At 61.8% G+C, this 15857-nt stretch carries 16 protein-coding genes; 9 read left to right on the forward strand and 7 right to left on the reverse strand.

Annotation, left to right across the window (positions count from 1 at the left end; all coding sequences use genetic code 11):
- Nucleotides 1-5 precede the first annotated feature (5 nt).
- Nucleotides 6-536, forward strand: coding sequence for a flavin reductase (locus tag KMAL_RS05485; protein ID WP_110094749.1), 531 nt, complete (start codon nucleotides 6-8; stop codon nucleotides 534-536).
- Between the two features lie 9 nt (nucleotides 537-545).
- Here KMAL_RS05485 and hpaR read toward each other — a convergent pair whose 3' ends face one another.
- The gene (gene hpaR / locus KMAL_RS05490) at nucleotides 546-1001 is read right to left on the reverse strand and encodes a homoprotocatechuate degradation operon regulator HpaR (RefSeq protein ID WP_110094750.1); all 456 of its coding nucleotides are present in this window, start codon (nucleotides 999-1001) and stop codon (nucleotides 546-548) included.
- A 107-nt stretch (nucleotides 1002-1108) separates the two neighbouring features.
- Here hpaR and KMAL_RS05495 point away from each other — a divergent pair, with 107 nt between their 5' ends.
- From KMAL_RS05495 to hpaI, 6 genes are all read left to right on the forward strand, one after another.
- Nucleotides 1109-1510, forward strand: coding sequence for a 5-carboxymethyl-2-hydroxymuconate Delta-isomerase (locus KMAL_RS05495; protein WP_110094751.1), 402 nt, complete (start codon nucleotides 1109-1111; stop codon nucleotides 1508-1510).
- Between the two features lie 77 nt (nucleotides 1511-1587).
- The gene (hpaE, locus tag KMAL_RS05500; RefSeq protein WP_110094804.1) at nucleotides 1588-3102 is read left to right on the forward strand and encodes a 5-carboxymethyl-2-hydroxymuconate semialdehyde dehydrogenase; all 1515 of its coding nucleotides are present in this window, start codon (nucleotides 1588-1590) and stop codon (nucleotides 3100-3102) included.
- 157 nt (nucleotides 3103-3259) lie between these two features.
- The gene (gene hpaD / locus KMAL_RS05505) at nucleotides 3260-4240 is read left to right on the forward strand and encodes a 3,4-dihydroxyphenylacetate 2,3-dioxygenase (RefSeq protein WP_110094752.1); all 981 of its coding nucleotides are present in this window, start codon (nucleotides 3260-3262) and stop codon (nucleotides 4238-4240) included.
- Between the two features lie 50 nt (nucleotides 4241-4290).
- On the forward strand, nucleotides 4291-5169 hold the full coding sequence (locus KMAL_RS05510; protein WP_110094753.1) for a fumarylacetoacetate hydrolase family protein: 879 nt from the start codon (nucleotides 4291-4293) through the stop codon (nucleotides 5167-5169).
- Nucleotides 5163-5966 carry a 2-oxo-hept-4-ene-1,7-dioate hydratase gene (gene hpaH / locus KMAL_RS05515; protein ID WP_110094754.1) on the forward strand — a complete coding sequence of 268 codons (804 nt, stop codon included), beginning with the start codon at nucleotides 5163-5165 and terminating at the stop codon, nucleotides 5964-5966. Before KMAL_RS05510 ends, hpaH begins: the two co-directional genes overlap by 7 nt.
- A 13-nt stretch (nucleotides 5967-5979) precedes the next feature.
- Nucleotides 5980-6780, forward strand: a complete 801-nt coding sequence (gene hpaI, locus KMAL_RS05520) for a 4-hydroxy-2-oxoheptanedioate aldolase (protein WP_110094755.1) — start codon at nucleotides 5980-5982, stop codon at nucleotides 6778-6780.
- Here hpaI and KMAL_RS17190 read toward each other — a convergent pair.
- Nucleotides 6774-7148, reverse strand: coding sequence for a hypothetical protein (locus tag KMAL_RS17190; RefSeq protein WP_167400096.1), 375 nt, complete (start codon nucleotides 7146-7148; stop codon nucleotides 6774-6776). The two genes, hpaI and KMAL_RS17190, sit on opposite strands and share 7 nt — an antisense overlap.
- On the opposite strand from KMAL_RS17190, the gene KMAL_RS05525 reads away from it, so the two are divergent.
- Both KMAL_RS05525 and pckA read left to right on the forward strand, forming a co-directional pair.
- The gene (locus KMAL_RS05525) at nucleotides 7140-8579 is read left to right on the forward strand and encodes a SphA family protein (protein WP_167400097.1); all 1440 of its coding nucleotides are present in this window, start codon (nucleotides 7140-7142) and stop codon (nucleotides 8577-8579) included. The genes KMAL_RS17190 and KMAL_RS05525 overlap by 9 nt on opposite strands.
- Nucleotides 8580-8716: 137 nt before the next feature.
- Nucleotides 8717-10303 (forward strand): phosphoenolpyruvate carboxykinase (ATP), encoded by a 1587-nt coding sequence (gene pckA, locus KMAL_RS05530; protein ID WP_110094757.1) that lies wholly within the window; start codon nucleotides 8717-8719, stop codon nucleotides 10301-10303.
- Nucleotides 10304-10364: 61 nt separating this feature from the next.
- Here the strand turns inward: pckA and KMAL_RS05535 are convergent, their stop codons facing one another.
- From KMAL_RS05535 to KMAL_RS05555, 5 genes are all read right to left on the reverse strand, one after another.
- Nucleotides 10365-10733 (reverse strand): con-10 family general stress protein, encoded by a 369-nt coding sequence (locus KMAL_RS05535; RefSeq protein WP_408887896.1) that lies wholly within the window; start codon nucleotides 10731-10733, stop codon nucleotides 10365-10367.
- Between the two features lie 395 nt (nucleotides 10734-11128).
- Nucleotides 11129-11767, reverse strand: coding sequence for a protein-methionine-sulfoxide reductase heme-binding subunit MsrQ (msrQ, locus tag KMAL_RS05540; protein WP_110094758.1), 639 nt, complete (start codon nucleotides 11765-11767; stop codon nucleotides 11129-11131).
- A gap of 1 nt (nucleotide 11768) precedes the next feature.
- Nucleotides 11769-12722, reverse strand: coding sequence for a protein-methionine-sulfoxide reductase catalytic subunit MsrP (gene msrP / locus KMAL_RS05545; protein WP_110094759.1), 954 nt, complete (start codon nucleotides 12720-12722; stop codon nucleotides 11769-11771).
- Between the two features lie 269 nt (nucleotides 12723-12991).
- The gene (locus KMAL_RS05550; RefSeq protein WP_110094760.1) at nucleotides 12992-14383 is read right to left on the reverse strand and encodes an NAD-dependent succinate-semialdehyde dehydrogenase; all 1392 of its coding nucleotides are present in this window, start codon (nucleotides 14381-14383) and stop codon (nucleotides 12992-12994) included.
- A 321-nt stretch (nucleotides 14384-14704) separates the two neighbouring features.
- On the reverse strand, nucleotides 14705-15760 hold the full coding sequence (locus KMAL_RS05555) for an NAD(P)-dependent alcohol dehydrogenase (protein WP_110094761.1): 1056 nt from the start codon (nucleotides 15758-15760) through the stop codon (nucleotides 14705-14707).
- Nucleotides 15761-15857: the final 97 nt, after the last annotated feature.

A 15857-nucleotide genomic window follows, 5' to 3' on the forward strand; every position in this document is an offset into this window, starting at 1 on the left:
GTGTCATGGATACCCCGTCTGCAAAAGAACCTTCCGTCTCCAAAACCGAATTCCGCAATGCCATGGCCCGGGTCTGCGCGCCGGTGAATGTCATCACCACGCGCGGGCCGGCGGGGCGGGGCGGGTTTACGGCCACCGCGATGTGTTCCGTCACGGATGAACCGCCCATGCTGCTGGTCTGCATGAACAGCATGTCCGCGCAATGTGACCTGTTCCTCAGGAACGGGCGTTTCTGCGTCAATGTGCTCAGCCACGACCATCGTGACCTTGCCGGGCATTTCGCGGGCCGCACCAGCGACATGGAGGCACGCTATGCCCATGCGCGGTGGGAGGACATGCCCTCTGGCAACCAGGCGCTGCATGACGCCATGGTGTCCTTTGACTGTGTGCTGGCCGACAGTCGCCGTGTGGGGACGCACCATATCCTGATCGGCGAGGTCGTGGGCATCCGTGTCCGTCCCGATGGGAATGCGCTGCTGTATTTCGACCGCGACTACGTCCACGTCCCCACCCGGATCGGCAGTTTCGGGGGATAGCGCGCAGGGTCAGTCGGCCTGTTCCGCCAGTTGGTTGAGCAGGTCAAGCAGGGCTTCCGTCCGGTCATGGCCGAAGCGTTCTTCGATCAGGCGATAGATGCGTGCGCTGTCGGGGGCCACGGCGTGGATCTTCGCCGTGCCCCGTGGCGTCAGGCCCAGCAGGGTGCGGCGGCGGTCATGCGGGTCAGTGGTGCGGTGGATCAGTCCTTCGCGTTCAAGGAAGGCGAGGATGCGCGTCAGGCTGGGCGACAGGATGAAGGCGAGTCGGGCAAGGTGCGAGGCGTCGAGCGCGCCATGTTCATCAAGGATGCGGATGACACGCCATTGCTGTTCCGTCAGGCCATGGGCGGCCAGCACCGGGCGGAAGCGCGACATGATGCTTTCGCGTGCGCGCAGCAGGGCGATGGGCAGGGAGCGCAGCGTGGAACCGGGCAGGAGCCGCATGTCATGTCCAGTCGTTGCCATTTTGAATCCTTCCTTGAAATGCCACAGATGTGAAGAACGTACGGACGCTGTCCCCGGTATGATACTTAACAGGTTAAATAGAAGCACGCACCCCAAAAGGAGGAAGCATGCCCCACCTTACGATGGAATATTCAGGAAATATCGAAAACCGGATCGACATGCAGGGCCTGTGTATCGACATGCACCGCGCGATCCTGTCGAGCGGCCTGTTCGAGGCAGGCGCGCCGCGCGTGCGGGCATTGCGGGCCGATGCGTGGGCGATTGCGGACCTTGATCCTGAAAATGCGTTCGTGGACATGAGCTTCCGCATTGGCGCGGGCCGTAGCGCGGAAGAGAAAAAACATGTGGGCGACATGATCTTTGCCGTGGCGCGTAACGGGTTGGCCCATCTGCTTGCGCGGCCGTATTTCGCGCTGTCGCTGGAGGTGCGCGAGATCGACCCCCGGCTGAGCTGGAAGGACAATGCCATGCATGCGCGCCTGCGTGGCACGGGCATGCCTGTGGCATAGGGCCAGCCGGAACCAGGAAAAATATGCATCCGTCATGATGGGGCAATCCCGTCATGCGCAAGCAATGGAGTATCGTGATGTCCGTACTGCAGGACAATATCGACAAGGTTGGCCACTACCTCGCGCGGTTTCGCGAACATGGCGTGCCCAACCATATCGGGGGGGAAGACCGCCCCGCCATCGGCAACATGACGTTCGAGACGATTTCCCCCATCGACCTCAAACCCCTCGCGCAGGTTGCGCATGGCGATGCGCGCGACGTGGACCTTGCCGCGCGTGCCGCACGCGACGCCATGGCGGAATGGGCGGCCTATGGCGGGGAGGCGCGGCGCAGGCTGCTGCACCGCATTGCCGACGCCATCGTGGCGCATGCGGAGGAAATCGCCCTGCTGGAATGTGTCGATACCGGGCAGGCATTGCGTTTCATGTCCAAGGCGGCCCTGCGCGGGGCGGAGAATTTCAGGTTCTTTGCCGACCGGGCACCGGCCGCGCGCGACGGGTTGAGCCTGCGTGGGCCGGGACAGGTCAACATGACCACCCGCGTACCGATTGGTCCGGTGGGTGTGATTACGCCATGGAACACGCCCTTCATGCTTTCCACATGGAAGATTGCGCCTGCGCTGGCCGCCGGTTGCACGGTGGTGCACAAACCGGCGGAATTCTCCCCCCTGACCGCAAGCCTGCTGGTGCGCATCGCCGAAGGGGCGGGCCTGCCGAAAGGGGTGTGGAACGTGGTCAACGGCTTTGGCGAGGATGCGGGCCGGGCGCTGACGCAGCATCCCGACATCAGGGCCATTGCCTTTGTGGGCGAAAGCCGCACCGGATCGCTGATCATGAAGCAGGGGGCCGACAGCCTCAAGCGTGTGCATTTTGAACTTGGTGGAAAAAACCCTGTCATCGTCTTTGCCGATGCGGACCTCGACCGTGCGGCGCAGGCGGTGGCGTTCATGATCTACTCCCTCAATGGGGAGCGTTGCACCTCCTCGTCACGGCTCCTGGTGGAGGAGAGCATCCATGACCGGTTCACCGACCTTGTCGCGCAGAAGGCGCGTGCCATAAAGGTCGGGCATCCGCTGGACCCGGAAACGGTCGTCGGCCCGTTGATCCATCCCGAACATGAGCGGAAGGTTCTGGAGTATTTCGAAATCGGACGGAGCGAGGGCGCATCGCTTGCCGTGGGTGGGACGCGTGTGGATGGGCCGGGTGGCGGGTGCTATGTCGCGCCGACGCTGTTTACCCATGCGCGTAATGACATGCGTATCGCGCAGGAGGAGATTTTCGGTCCGGTCCTGACCGCCATCGCCTTCCGTGACGAGGCCGAGGCCCTGTCCCTTGCCAATGGTGTGCAGTATGGGCTGTCGGGCTATGTGTGGACATCCGATGTCACGCGTGCCTTTCGTGTTGGCGATGCGCTGGATGCTGGCATGATCTGGATAAATTCGGAAAATGTCCGTCACCTTCCCGCGCCTTTCGGGGGTATCAAGAACTCCGGAATCGGCCGCGACGGGGGCGACTGGTCCTTTGATTTCTACATGGAAACCAAGAATATCGCGTTTGCCACCACCGCGCATCCCATCCCGAAACTGGGATGAGGGAAATTTACAAAAAGAATAAAAGTTTTTGGTGAAGCTTTTTTCAAAAAGCTTCAAAGAACATAACTTTTTAAAAAAGTAGATACCCAAAAACGTCTTTTCGTTTTTTTCATAATTCCTGCAACGGGCCTGCTGGCAGCAATAACGGAGAAGAACAATGCCGATTCCCATGCCGAACCTCTATCCACCCTTCAACATCGTGCGCCTGAGCCACGTGGAATTCATCGTGACCGACCTTGCGCGCAGCCGCGCCTTCTATGCCGACACGCTTGGCCTTCAGGTCGTGACGGAGGATGCGGAGCGCATCTACCTGCGTGCGATGGAGGAACGCGGGCATCATTGCATGATCCTGCGCCAGGGGCCAAAGGCCGAAGTTTCCATGCTGGCGCTGAAACTTTATTCCGAAGAAGACCTCGACAAGGCATGGGACTGGCTGTGTGAACAGGGATTGCCGGTTGAATGGGTGGAACGTCCCCATCAGGGGCGGACCCTGCGCACGCGCGATCCGTCGGGCATGCCGCTGGAATTCTATTTCCAGATGGAACGCCTGCCCCCGATCCACCAGAAATATGCGCTCTATCACGGGGTCAGGCCGCTGCGTATCGACCATTTCAACTGTTTTTCAACGGATGTCGATGCGTCTGTCGAATTTTACAACCGGATCGGTTTTCGCGTCACCGAATATACCGAGGATGATGAAAGCGGGCGTCTGTGGGCGGCATGGATGCACCGCAAGGGCGGCGTGCATGACATTGCATTCACCAATGGGCGGGGGCCGCGACTGCATCATACCGCATTCTGGGTGCCGACGCCTCTGAACATCATCGACCTGCTGGACCTGATGTCCACCACCGGATACCTGGCCAATATTGAACGCGGGCCGGGCCGCCATGGGATTTCGAATGCGTTTTTCCTGTATATCCTCGACCCTGACGGGCACCGGATCGAAATCTACTGCTCTGATTACCAGACTGTGGATCCCGACCTTGAACCCATCAGATGGGACCTGAAGGATCCGCAGCGCCAGACATTGTGGGGCGCGCCCGCGCCGCGGTCATGGTTCGAACATGGCAGCATATTCGCCGGGGCACATGTGACAGAGCCGTTGCTGAAGGCCCAGCCGATCATAGCGCCCTGACGCCGCACTCCATCGAAAGGACCGTTCACGACAGAGCAGGATCGCGTGAAATGTTGCCGAAATTCATCAGTTTTTCAAATCAGGGCCGCCCCGGATACGGCCTTGTGCGTGAGGACGGGATCGTGGACCTGTCGCGCCATTATGGCGATCGCTGGCCCACGCTGCGCGCCGTTGTGGCAGCAGGTGCGCTCGATGAACTTGCGCGCGAGGCGCAGGGATGGATGGCGGACCTGGTGCATACCGCCATTCATTATGAAATTCCCATTCCCGATGCGGAAAAGATCATCTGCGTGGGCGTGAACTATCCCGACCGGAACGCGGAATATAAGGACGGGCAGGAGGCCCCGCCCTATCCTTCGCTGTTCATCCGGCTTGCGCGCAGCTTCGTGGGCCATGACGAACCGCTGCGCCGCCCGCCGGAGTCCGTGCAGCTTGATTACGAGGGGGAGATTGTCGTGGTGATCGGCCGGGGCGGCCGGCGCATTCCCGCCGAACATGCGCTGGAGCATGTGGCGGGCCTGTCGCTGTGTAACGAGGGGACGATCCGCGACTGGGTGCGGCATGCGAAATTCAATGTGACGCAGGGCAAGAATTTCGATGGCTCTGGCGCGATCGGCCCGTATCTGGTGCCGTTTTCCGATCCGGCGCAGCTGTCCGATATCACGTTGGAAACCAGCGTGAACGGTGCGGTGCGCCAGCATGACCGCACGGGGCGGATGATCTTTCCGTTTGCATATCTTATCGCCTATATCTCCACCTTTACCACGCTGTCGCCTGGCGACATGATCGTGACCGGCACGCCAACCGGGGCGGGGGCACGCCATGACCCGCCCATCTGGCTCAAACCCGGCGACGTGGTGGAGGTACGGGCCGATGGGCTTGGCGTCCTGCGTAACGGCGTGATCGACGAAGGGGAAAGCCCATGCTGACGACAGCACAGCGTGAGGCGCAGATCGCGCTGCTTGACGCGGCGGAGCGCACGGGCGTGCAGACCGGCCTGATTTCGGGCCGGTATCCCGATGCGGACCTTGACGATGCCTATGCCATCCAGGCGGGATGGGTGGCGCGCAAGGTTGCAGCGGGCAGGCGGATCATCGGCTGGAAGATCGGACTGACGTCACGGGCGATGCAGTCGGCGCTGAATATCGAAACCCCGGATTCCGGCGTCCTGCTTGACGACATGATGTTCGAGGATGGGGCACATGTCCCGGCGGGGCGGTTCATCCAGCCCCGGATCGAGGCGGAAATTGCCTTTGTCATGAAATCCCCGCTGCGGGGCGCGGATGTCGGCATATGCGACGTGCTTGATGCAACGGCCTATGTGGTTCCCGCGCTGGAGATCCTTGATACCCGTATCGTGCGTGTGGACCGTGAAACCGGGCAGGCCCGGACGGTTATCGACACGATTGCCGATAACGCGGCCAATGCCGGGATCGTGCTGGGCGGGCAGGCCATCAGGCCGGGGGATGTGGACATGCGGTGGATGGGGGCGATTGTGTCACGCAATGCCGTGGTGGAGGAAACCGGCCTTGGCGCGGGTGTCCTGAACCATCCGGTACGCGGGATCGTCTGGCTGGTCCGTCGCCTTGCGGCCTATGGGCAGGGGATCGATGCCGGGCATGTCGTCCTGGCCGGGTCCTTCATCCGCCCCATCGAGGCGCGACATGGGGACACGATCATGGCCGATTACGGCCACCACGGCACGCTGGGCTGTTATTTTGAATAGGGAGAGACGGAAAATGCCTGCCCCTGTCAACAGGTTCAAGGCCGCCATCCGGAATGGGGAATGCCAGATCGGGCTATGGCTGGCGCTGGCCAATCCCTATACCGCCGAAATCTGCGCAGGTGCCGGGTATGACTGGCTCCTGCTGGATGGGGAGCATGCCCCCAATGACATCCCGACCCTGATGGCGCAGCTTCAGGTCCTGCATGGGAATGGGCATCCGGTGGTACGCCCCCCGACGGGGGCGGCATGGATGATCAAGCAGGTCCTCGACCTTGGCGCGCAGACGCTTCTGGTGCCCATGATCGAAAGTGCGGATCAGGCCCGCGAAATGGTGCGCGCGGTGCGTTATCCCCCGCAGGGCATCCGGGGGATCGGCGCCGCTCTGGCGCGGGCTTCGGCGTTCAACCGCATTCCCGACTACCTTCCCACCGCGAACGCGCAGGTCTGCCTGCTTCTGCAGGTGGAAAGCCGCGCGGGCCTTGCCGCGATCGAGGAGATCTGCGCGGTGGAGGGGGTGGACGGGGTCTTTGTCGGCCCGGCCGACCTCGCCGCCGACATGGGATATCTGGGGCAGCCCGGCGCGCCTGCGGTGCAGGAGGAAGTGGAAATGGCCATCGTGCGCATCCGTGCCTGTGGCCGTCCCGCCGGGGTCCTGACGTCGGACCCGGCGCTTGCGCGGCGTTATGTCGAACTTGGGGCCAGTTTTGTTGCCATCGGCAGCGATGTGGGCCTGCTGGTGGCGGCCACGTCGCGGCACCTGCGGGAGTTCCGCAAGGACGCGCTGCCCCCTGTGGCACGGGGATCTGTCTACTGAACAGGATTCATCCTGTAAAACCACGTGAAAATATCGAATCTTTCCCCGGCATGTTTCGGATAATTCCGCCTTCCTGAAGAAAAGGCGACACCATGCCCATGCTGCCCCACCCGTGCCGCAACGGTGGCGCGGGACAAAGCATGGAAATGAAACATTGATAAAGTCAGTCTGAAAAATTCTCCAGAATAACAAGAAGAAAATGGAGTGAAGGTGACATGGCGACAAACGGGTATGCTGTTGTCCCGCCACCGCGCACGGCGCGATACGCCATATATGATGGTCTGGCGGCTTTTTATTTCATGATCGCAAGCATCGTGTTTATCGGCCTGGGTGAACATGCCCGTGAGCATCCATGGGTCATGGCGCATCCATATATCCTGGCATTCCTGAAATTCGCCTGTCTTGCGACATTCGGGGAATGCCTGAGGGGGCGGATCGTCGCAGGCCGCTGGATCGTGCGCGCCGTGTTGGTGCGTGCGCTGATCTGGGGATGCCTTGGGGTCTGGATCGCCTTCGCCTTTCAGGTGATTGACGCGGGCGTGGGCCACCTGCTCGGGCCGGGGGCGCCGGCCGTGTGGCGTGCGCTGTGTGCAAGTGTGTGGATCAATCTCCTGTCCGGGTATGGGTTTTTCATGATGACGGCACATTTCGTGACGGACCGCATCATTGACGACGGGTGGCAGTCCCCATGGCGTGCCCTGCAGCATCCCAGCTTTTCGCCATGGGCGCGTATCGTCATGCTGACGCTGGTATGTTTCTGGGTGCCCGCGCATACCATCACGTTCCTGCTGCCGCCTGCATGGCGTGTGGTCTTTGCGGCCTATCTGGGGATTGCGCTGGGCCTCCTGCTGTCCTTCAGCAATGCGCGTGCGCGCAGGCAGGCGCGGATGGCGTCCGCAATGGCGGGACACGGGCTGGCGCTTGCGCTGGGATGTATGGGGGTGCTGGCGGCGGGGCGTGCGTATGCCACCGAAGGCGGGGGCAGTGTCTATCCCACCGGGGTCAACACCGTGATGCCCGCCATCCTGCCCGGCCCGAACGAGACGGAACTGTTCAACTATATCGTCGATGTGCCGATGCCGTCGCTGAACAATGCGAAGGGCAGGTCCACCGTGCCGTTCCGCGCCAACCTGTTTGCCTATGCCCCGCGCCTTGTCCATGGATGGGACGTGGATTACCACGGCCTGCACCTTGAAACCGGTGTCTCCCCCGTCCTGCAGCGCAAGAGCGTGCGTGTGGGGGACAGCAGCGATTTTGCGATGAACATGTCCTCGTTCGACCTGCAGGCGCTTTACCTGACATGGTCGCATGGGAATGTGCACCTGATGGTGGGGCAGGATTTCTGGTTTCCCGGTTCGACCTTCAACCGTCGTGCCCTGGCCAATGTCAGCCCGAACAAGGTGACCTTCATGCCCGAGGGCGCGGTGACATGGATGCCGGGGCGATGGGAAGTGTCCGTGGAATTCACGGGACAGTTTTCAACCATCAATCCCGCCACCCATTACCATGACGGTGCGCTGTTCGATCTGGACTATGGCATCGGGTATCGCCCTTTTCGCAGGCTTCCCAAGCTGCAGGTCGGGATCCAGGGCAATTTCGCCAACCAGTTCAGCGATGACATGCAGTATGGCGTGCCGTACGAAAATGGATACCGCATGCGCAACTTCACCATCGGGCCACAGTTTGTCTATAGCATCCGGCGCGGCATGGGCGTGGCGCTGAAGTGGCAGCATAATGTCGTGTCCCACAATACGGTGGGCGGGGAGCGGTTCTGGGTGCAGTTTGCATTCCCGCTGTAAAATGGCTGATGAATGAAAACAAAAGTTTTTGGTGAAGCTTTTTTCAAAAAGCTTCGAAGAACGCTGGTTTCTGAAAGAATCCAGAACCCGAAAACTTCCCACGCTGTCAAACAAAAAGAAAAACGGGAGCGAACCTGATGAGCGGTTCCATCACCATGCACAGCACATCCCCCCATGACGGCGCCTTTATGGACCCGCTGGCCGGGGCACGCCATGTGTTTCACAACCTGTCGGCCGGGGAACTGGTGGAACATGCCCTGCTGCAGGGGGGCGCGCACCTGTCGGATGGTGGCGCGCTGATGGTCGATACGGCGGAGCATACCGGGCGTTCGGTGCGCGACAAGTTCATTGTCGATGAACCCGCCAGCACGTCGGACATCTGGTGGGGTGAGGTCAACCAGCCCATGGCGCCCGCCCATTTCCAGAACCTGCGTGCCCGGGCGGAGGATCACCTGCGCGGTGGCGTGGTCTATGTGCAGGATGTGTTTGCCGGGGCGGACCCGCAATACCGCATTGCCGTGCGCCTGGTGACCGACAGCGCCTGGCATGCCCTGTTCGCGCGCAACATGTTCATCCGCCCCACGCCGCAGGAGCATGAAGGGTTTGCCCCGCATTATACGATCATCCATGCGCCCGGCCTGCAGGCTGTCCCGGCGCAGGACGGGACACATGGCGGCACCGCGATCGTGCTTTCGCTGGAGCAGAAATCTATCGTGATCGTCGGGACCCGTTATGCGGGGGAAATCAAGAAAGCCGTCTTTACCCTGATGAACTGGCTGTTGCCGCAGCACGGCGTGCTGCCGATGCATTGCAGCGCCAACATCGGTGAAGGCGGCGATGTCGCGGTGTTTTTCGGCCTGTCGGGCACGGGCAAGACGACCCTGTCGTCCGACCCGTCGCGTCGCCTGATTGGTGATGACGAACATGGGTGGAGCGCGCATGGCATCTTCAACTTCGAAGGCGGATGCTATGCCAAGGCCATCGGGCTTGACCGTGACAGGGAACCGGCGATCTGGCGGGCATCCACGTGCTTTGGCGCGATCCTGGAAAATGTAGCGTCGCAAGATGGCGTCATTGATTTCGATGACGGGTCGCGGACGGAAAATACGCGTTCATGCTATCCGATCGAATTCATCGACCATATCCAGCCCGACGGATGTGGTGGCATTGCGCGCCATGTCGTGATGCTGACCGCCGATGCGTTCGGCGTGCTGCCGCCCCTGTCGCGCCTGACGCCACAGCAGGCGATGTATCACTTCATGACCGGCTATACCGCCAAGGTCGCGGGCACGGAAAAGGGGCTGGGCGCGACACCGCAGGCCACCTTCAGCACCTGTTTTGGCGCACCGTTCCTGCCGCGCCCGCCCGAAGTGTATGGCGCGATGCTCAGATCCCTGATCGAGGAGCATGGTGTGGCGTGCTGGCTGGTCAATACGGGCTGGACTGGTGGCCCATGTAGCACGGGACAGCGTATGTCGCTGGCCCATACGCGCCGGCTGCTCAATGCCGCGCTGGGCGGGGAGCTTGATGCGGCAGGGTTCGAGGAAGACGGGTATTTCGGCCTCCTGATCCCGACGGAGGTGCAGGGCGTGCCGTCGGGCATCCTGCGTCCACGGCAGGCCTGGGACGATGCACGTGCCTATGCCCGTGCGGCGGGCGAACTGCTGGACATGTTCGCGAAAAATGACGAACTGAAACGCAAGGCTGCGGCCCGGGACCTGTAATGGGATGAGCGGGTCATAAAAAAACGGGACCCGTTGAGGGTCCCGTCCTTTGGTCCTGCCGTCACGACTTGTCGTGACTGTGCAGGCCGCCTTTCCTGCCGGCTTCGGCGGCGCGTTCCGGGTCCTTGGCAAAGTTGCCGGAACTGTGCTGCCCGCCCTTGTGCCCGGCTTCGGCCGCACGTTTGGGATCGTTGGCGAAGTTGCCCGAACTGTGCTGGCCCCCCTTGTGCCCGGCTTCGGCGGCACGTTCCGGGTCGTTGGCAAAGTTGCCGGAGCTGTGCTGCCCGCCCTTGTGGCCGGCTTCGGCCGCGCGCTTGGGATCGTTGGCGAAATTGCCGGGATTGTTCGCCGCCCCACCCCCGCCGTGGCTGTCCGCCGGGGCATGTGCGATGGCGCCGATATTGAGGCTGTTGACTGTACGATATGTCATGGTCATCTCCTCCAGAGATCGCAGCGGCGCTTTGGAATCCTTGTTTTTTCCCATCGGGTGCGAAAGCATGGATGGGAAAGCAATCCCGTCAGGGCCGCTGTGGACGACTCAACGATGTGTCATGGCGGCAGTTCCGGCGTTTCGAAAAGAATCCACATAATAAAAATTATTGTTTTATGACGGATTCTGAATATATATCGCATGTATAACGAATTTTATTGGTAATAACACGACTGGTTATGCGTCAATATTATTGACCGGATTCTTCCGTCATGGCGGGGAATAGACGATGCGGCATTGAGGTCCACTGCGACCGGCCCTGACCCGGACGCATCCCGGGGGACATGATGCGGGACTGGTGTCGCCATTTTCCAGAAATCTTCGCCAGAAGACTTTCAATGTTTTGCGGGGGCGTCCTGCGGATGTCGCCCTGGCTTGTGCCGGTACCGCCACAGCACCAGCAGGCACAGCGCCGTGGCATAGCCGACACTGGTGGGGGTGTAGGTCTTGAACGCCATCAGGAAATGCACGGCCGCAAGGATCGCCACGACATGGACCAGGCGATGCAGCACCTGCCACCGGCGCCCCAGCCGGCGTATCGACCATGTATTCGATGTCACCGCCAGCGGGACCAGCAGCGTAAACGCACAGGCCCCGATCATCAGGAAAGGCCGGTGCGTGACATCGCGCCACAGGACCGCCATGTCGAACTGCTGGTCGAGCGCGACATAGACCGCCACATGCATGCAGGCATACCAGAAGGCCAGCAGCCCGAACGTCCGGCGATAGCGCAGCAGGCTGTATCCGCTGACCTCCCGCAGGGGGGTGATGCACAGCGTCACCAGCAGGAAGCGCACCGCCCACAGCCCCAGCCAGCGTTCAAAGACGTTGACCGGGTCGGCCCCCAACCGGTCATGCGCGCCATACCAGAAATACAGCGCCGCCGGACCAAGGCCGATCAGCGTGAGGGCCCATGTCTCGAACCGCCACGGCATGACGGTCCGGTTGCGCGGCGTGCCGCTCAGGTAGGGCATGTCAGAAATGGGTCCGCAGGTTCATCTGCCCATACAGGCCCGCGACCTGTTCGCCATATCCGTTGAACATCTGCGTCTTCCTGCGTCCCCCACCGAAAAAGCCGCCCGCGCCGATCACGCGTTCCGTCGCCTGGCTCCATCGGGGGTGGTCCACATCCGGGTTGACGTTGGCGAAGAACCCGTATTCCGAAGGGTCCATGCGGTTCCATGTCGTGGGGGGCATCTGCTCCATCAGGCGGATGCGCGTGATCGACTTGATCCCCTTGAACCCGTATTTCCATGGCACCACCAGACGCACCGGCGCGCCGTTCTGGTTCGGCAGCGTCCGCCCGTAAAGCCCGACCGCAAGGAAGGCCAGCGGGTGCATCGCCTCATCAAGGCGCAGCCCCTCCACATAGGGCCAGGGCAGGGCGTCAAGGACGGTGCGCTGCCCCGGCATCTGCGCGGGGCGCACCACGGATTCAAACGCGACATAGCGCGCGCTGCCCAGCGGCTGTGCCTGCTTCAGCAGCGACGCCAGTGCGAAGCCATCCCACGGGATGACCATCGACCATGCCTCCACGCAGCGCATGCGATACAGCCGCTCCTCCAGCGGCATTTCGGCCATCAGGCGGTCGATGTCCCACACGCGCGGACGTTCCACCAGCCCCTCGACGGAGAGGGTCCATGGCCGTGGCTGGAATGCGCTGGCATAGGCGGACGGATCGCCCTTTCCCATGCCGAATTCATAGAAATTGTTGTAATGCGTCACATCTTCCAGCGGCGTTGGCGTCTCGGCCGCCTGATACGGGCCGGGCCGCGTATGCAGGGCTTGCGCCATGGCCGGGCCGGTATGGCCGAACGGGGCTGCCAGAGCACTCGCCGACGCAGCAGCCATGAAGTGGCGCCGCGACAGCCAGGCCGCGTGGGGCGTGATCTCGCTGGAAGGTGGGCGGGGATAGGACCAGCGTGCCATGGGTGCTTCTTTCCCAAAAGGGGACAGCAGCCATATTGGGCATTGCCCGTGCCGGAGACAAGGTGGGTGGTCCTATTACGGAAGGTTTCGGATTGGCCGTTTTTTTACGGATGTCGTGTCTTTCGAAGCTTTTTGAAAAAAGCTTCACCAAAAACTTTTAATGACCAGAGGTTTTCTGGCTCTTTTTTCAAAAAAGAACATGAAGGCATGACCGGGCCCACGGAACGCGGCAGGTTCCGCAGGCCCGTGGTCCCGTGACATCCTGAAGATCAGGCGGCGGCGTCGATCGGCACGACGTCGATCAGTTTCTTGTTGACGAATTCCTGAATCCCCAGCGACGAAAGTTCGCGCCCGTATCCCGAACGCTTGATCCCCCCGAACGGCAGGTCGGCGCGGGTCCAGGTGGGGTGGTTGACAAACACCATGCCGGTTTCGATCCGCCGCGCGACGTCCGTCCCATGGTCGGTATCGCGGGTGAAGACCGATCCGCCCAGGCCGAACGGGCTGTCATTGGCGATCCGGATCGCTTCCTCCTCGTCGCGCACGCGAAAGAACATGGCCACGGGACCGAACAGTTCCTGATGATAGACAGGGTTTTCCGGTGTGATATCCGTCAGGACCGTCGTCTGCACGAACGCGCCGCGCTGTGGCGGGGCAGGGCCGACACGGATCGCCTTGGCGCCATGTTTCACCGCCATGCGGACCTGTTCGTTCAACTGGTCCGCTGCACCCTGCGATGACATGGGCGGCAGGCCCGTGGCCTCGTCCATCGGGTCGCCCGGCTCCAGCCGCCCCAGGGCCTCGGTAAAGCGGCGGAGGAATTCATCGGCGATATCATCCATGACGATCATGCGCTTGGACGCCACGCAGCACTGGCCGCCATTGTTCATCCGGCCCCACACGGCCCATTTGACCGCCTGTTCCATGTCCGCGTCCGACAGCACGATGAAGGCGTCGCTGCCGCCAAGTTCCATCGTCGTCTTCTTCAGGTTCTGCCCCGCCCGCGCGGCGATGCGCGCGCCCGCGCCTTCGCTGCCGGTCAGGGCGACGCCGATGATGCGGGGATCGTCAATCAGGGTCTCAAGCTGCGCGTGGGTGGCATACAGGTTGGTGTACAGCCCCTCTGGCGCGCCGGCATCGTCAAACAGCCTTGCAAAGGCGGCGGCCGACTGCGGCACGTTGGAGGCATGCTTGACCATCACCACATTGCCCGCCATGAACTGCGGCCCCACCACGCGCGCAAGCTGGTAATAGGGGAAGTTCCACGGCTCGATCGCCAGGATGACGCCCATCGGCTGGCTGATGACCATGGCGCGGTCGCCACGTCCCGCCTCGTCCGGGACAGGCTGCGGGGCAAGGAATTCCTCGGCCTTGTCAGCATAGTAGTCGAGGATATCCGCCGACAGCGTGACTTCCTGCCGGCTTTCGCGCAGTAGCTTGCCCATTTCCAGCGTCAGGAGCCTGGCATAATGGTCGCTGTTTTCGCGTAGCAGCCGTGCCGCCTTTTTCACGATGGCGCGCCGTTCGGGGAAATCGGTGCGCGACCATCTGGCATAGGTCGCCTGTGCCTGTGCGACGGCCTGTTCCAGTTCGTCCTTGCGCAGGTCGGGAAAGGTTGCGACCAGTTCGTTGGTGTAGGGATTGACGGTCTTGTAAGCCATGGAGGACTCCCTTGCAGAGGGGAGCGAGCGTCCATCTACGTGACATCAACGCGACCGGGATGGCCGCGTGACGCTCGTTCCGGAATTGGCGTGCCCCTATCCAACATGCGGGGCGGCCAAAGGTTCGGCGCGGGATGTTTTTTTATCGGACCGTGATGGCGGCCTCGTTCGGAGGCCCCCGATACACGTTTGCAAAAAATAAGAAAATAACAGAAGTTTTTGGTGAAGCTTTTTTAAAAAAGCTTCAAAAGGTGCCGCCTTTTCAGATCAAAAGGCGGCACCCGGAAACTTCTTCATGTTTTCCGATATTGCCAGACAGGCTCAGGCCGTGGCCGGCATGGTCGCCATGTCGATGACAAAGCGGTATTTCACATCGGATTTCAGCATGCGGGCATAGGCGTCCTCGATCTGGTCCATGCGGATCATCTCGATATCGGCGGTGATATCGTGCTTCCCACAGAAATCCAGCATCTCCTGCGTCTCGGGAATGCCCCCGATCAGCGACCCGCTGAAACTGCGGCGCTTCATCAGCAGGCTGAACACCGAAACCGGCAGTGGCGTTTCCGGCGCGCCGACCTGCACCAGCGTCCCGTCGCGCTTGAGCAGTTCCAGATAGGCATTGATGTCATGGTTGGCGGCGACCGCGTCAAGGATGAAATCGAACCGTCCATGTTCGCGCGCCATGGCGTCGGCATCCTTCGACAGCACGACCTCATGCGCGCCAAGGCGCAGGCCGTCGGCGACCTTGCTGGCGGAGGTGGTGAACAGGACCACTTCCGCACCGAAGGCACGGGCGAACTTCACGCCCATATGGCCAAGCCCGCCCAGTCCGACAATGCCGACCCGCTGCCCCGGCCCCACTTTCCAGTGGCGCAGCGGGGAATAGGTGGTGATCCCCGCGCACAGCAGGGGGGCCACGGCAGCAGGGTCGAGCGTTTCGGGCACCTTCAGCACGAAGGACTGGTCCACGACGATGGCGCGCGAATATCCGCCAAAGGTGATGCCGCGTCCCTGCCTGTCCTCCCCGTTATAGGTGGCGACGAAGCCCTGTTCGCAATATTGCTCGTACCCGTCACGGCAACTTTTGCATTCGCGGCAGGAATCGACCATGCAGCCAACGCCCACCAGGTCGCCGGTGTGAAAGCGCGTGACCGACGTGCCCACCTGCGCCACGCGCCCCACGATTTCATGGCCGGGAACGCAGGGGAAGATGGTGTTGTGCCATTCATCACGCGCCTGGTGCAGGTCGGAATGACAGACGCCGCAATACAGGATGTCGATCTTCACGTCATCGGGGCCGGGGTCGCGACGTTCAAGCGTGATGGGGCCAAGGCGCGCATCCGCGGCGGTGGCCGCGTATCCGGTGCAGGAAAACATGGCAATGCCCTTTGTGCCAGATGGTGATGGTGAAAGTTCGGCCGCAGCATATCGCGTGACGGAAAGGCGCGCGACCCCGCAACACGATCGCACGAAA

This window comes from Novacetimonas maltaceti, assembly GCF_002906255.1.
GTDB lineage: Bacteria > Pseudomonadota > Alphaproteobacteria > Acetobacterales > Acetobacteraceae > Novacetimonas > Novacetimonas maltaceti.

Excerpts from the sequence above, each read along its gene's own strand:
- KMAL_RS05485 (WP_110094749.1), top strand. The coding sequence starts at position 6 with ATGGATACCCCGTCTGCAAAAGAACCTTCCGTCTCCAAAACCGAATTC.
- hpaR (WP_110094750.1), bottom strand. The coding sequence starts at position 1,001 with ATGGCAACGACTGGACATGACATGCGGCTCCTGCCCGGTTCCACGCTG.
- KMAL_RS05495 (WP_110094751.1), top strand. The coding sequence starts at position 1,109 with ATGCCCCACCTTACGATGGAATATTCAGGAAATATCGAAAACCGGATC.
- hpaE (WP_110094804.1), top strand. The coding sequence starts at position 1,588 with ATGTCCGTACTGCAGGACAATATCGACAAGGTTGGCCACTACCTCGCG.
- hpaD (WP_110094752.1), top strand. The coding sequence starts at position 3,260 with ATGCCGATTCCCATGCCGAACCTCTATCCACCCTTCAACATCGTGCGC.
- KMAL_RS05510 (WP_110094753.1), top strand. The coding sequence starts at position 4,291 with ATGTTGCCGAAATTCATCAGTTTTTCAAATCAGGGCCGCCCCGGATAC.
- hpaH (WP_110094754.1), top strand. The coding sequence starts at position 5,163 with ATGCTGACGACAGCACAGCGTGAGGCGCAGATCGCGCTGCTTGACGCG.
- hpaI (WP_110094755.1), top strand. The coding sequence starts at position 5,980 with ATGCCTGCCCCTGTCAACAGGTTCAAGGCCGCCATCCGGAATGGGGAA.
- KMAL_RS05525 (WP_167400097.1), top strand. The coding sequence starts at position 7,140 with ATGGCGCATCCATATATCCTGGCATTCCTGAAATTCGCCTGTCTTGCG.
- KMAL_RS17190 (WP_167400096.1), bottom strand. The coding sequence starts at position 7,148 with ATGCGCCATGACCCATGGATGCTCACGGGCATGTTCACCCAGGCCGAT.
- pckA (WP_110094757.1), top strand. The coding sequence starts at position 8,717 with ATGAGCGGTTCCATCACCATGCACAGCACATCCCCCCATGACGGCGCC.
- KMAL_RS05535 (WP_408887896.1), bottom strand. The coding sequence starts at position 10,733 with ATGACATATCGTACAGTCAACAGCCTCAATATCGGCGCCATCGCACAT.
- msrQ (WP_110094758.1), bottom strand. The coding sequence starts at position 11,767 with ATGCCCTACCTGAGCGGCACGCCGCGCAACCGGACCGTCATGCCGTGG.
- msrP (WP_110094759.1), bottom strand. The coding sequence starts at position 12,722 with ATGGCACGCTGGTCCTATCCCCGCCCACCTTCCAGCGAGATCACGCCC.
- KMAL_RS05550 (WP_110094760.1), bottom strand. The coding sequence starts at position 14,383 with ATGGCTTACAAGACCGTCAATCCCTACACCAACGAACTGGTCGCAACC.
- KMAL_RS05555 (WP_110094761.1), bottom strand. The coding sequence starts at position 15,760 with ATGTTTTCCTGCACCGGATACGCGGCCACCGCCGCGGATGCGCGCCTT.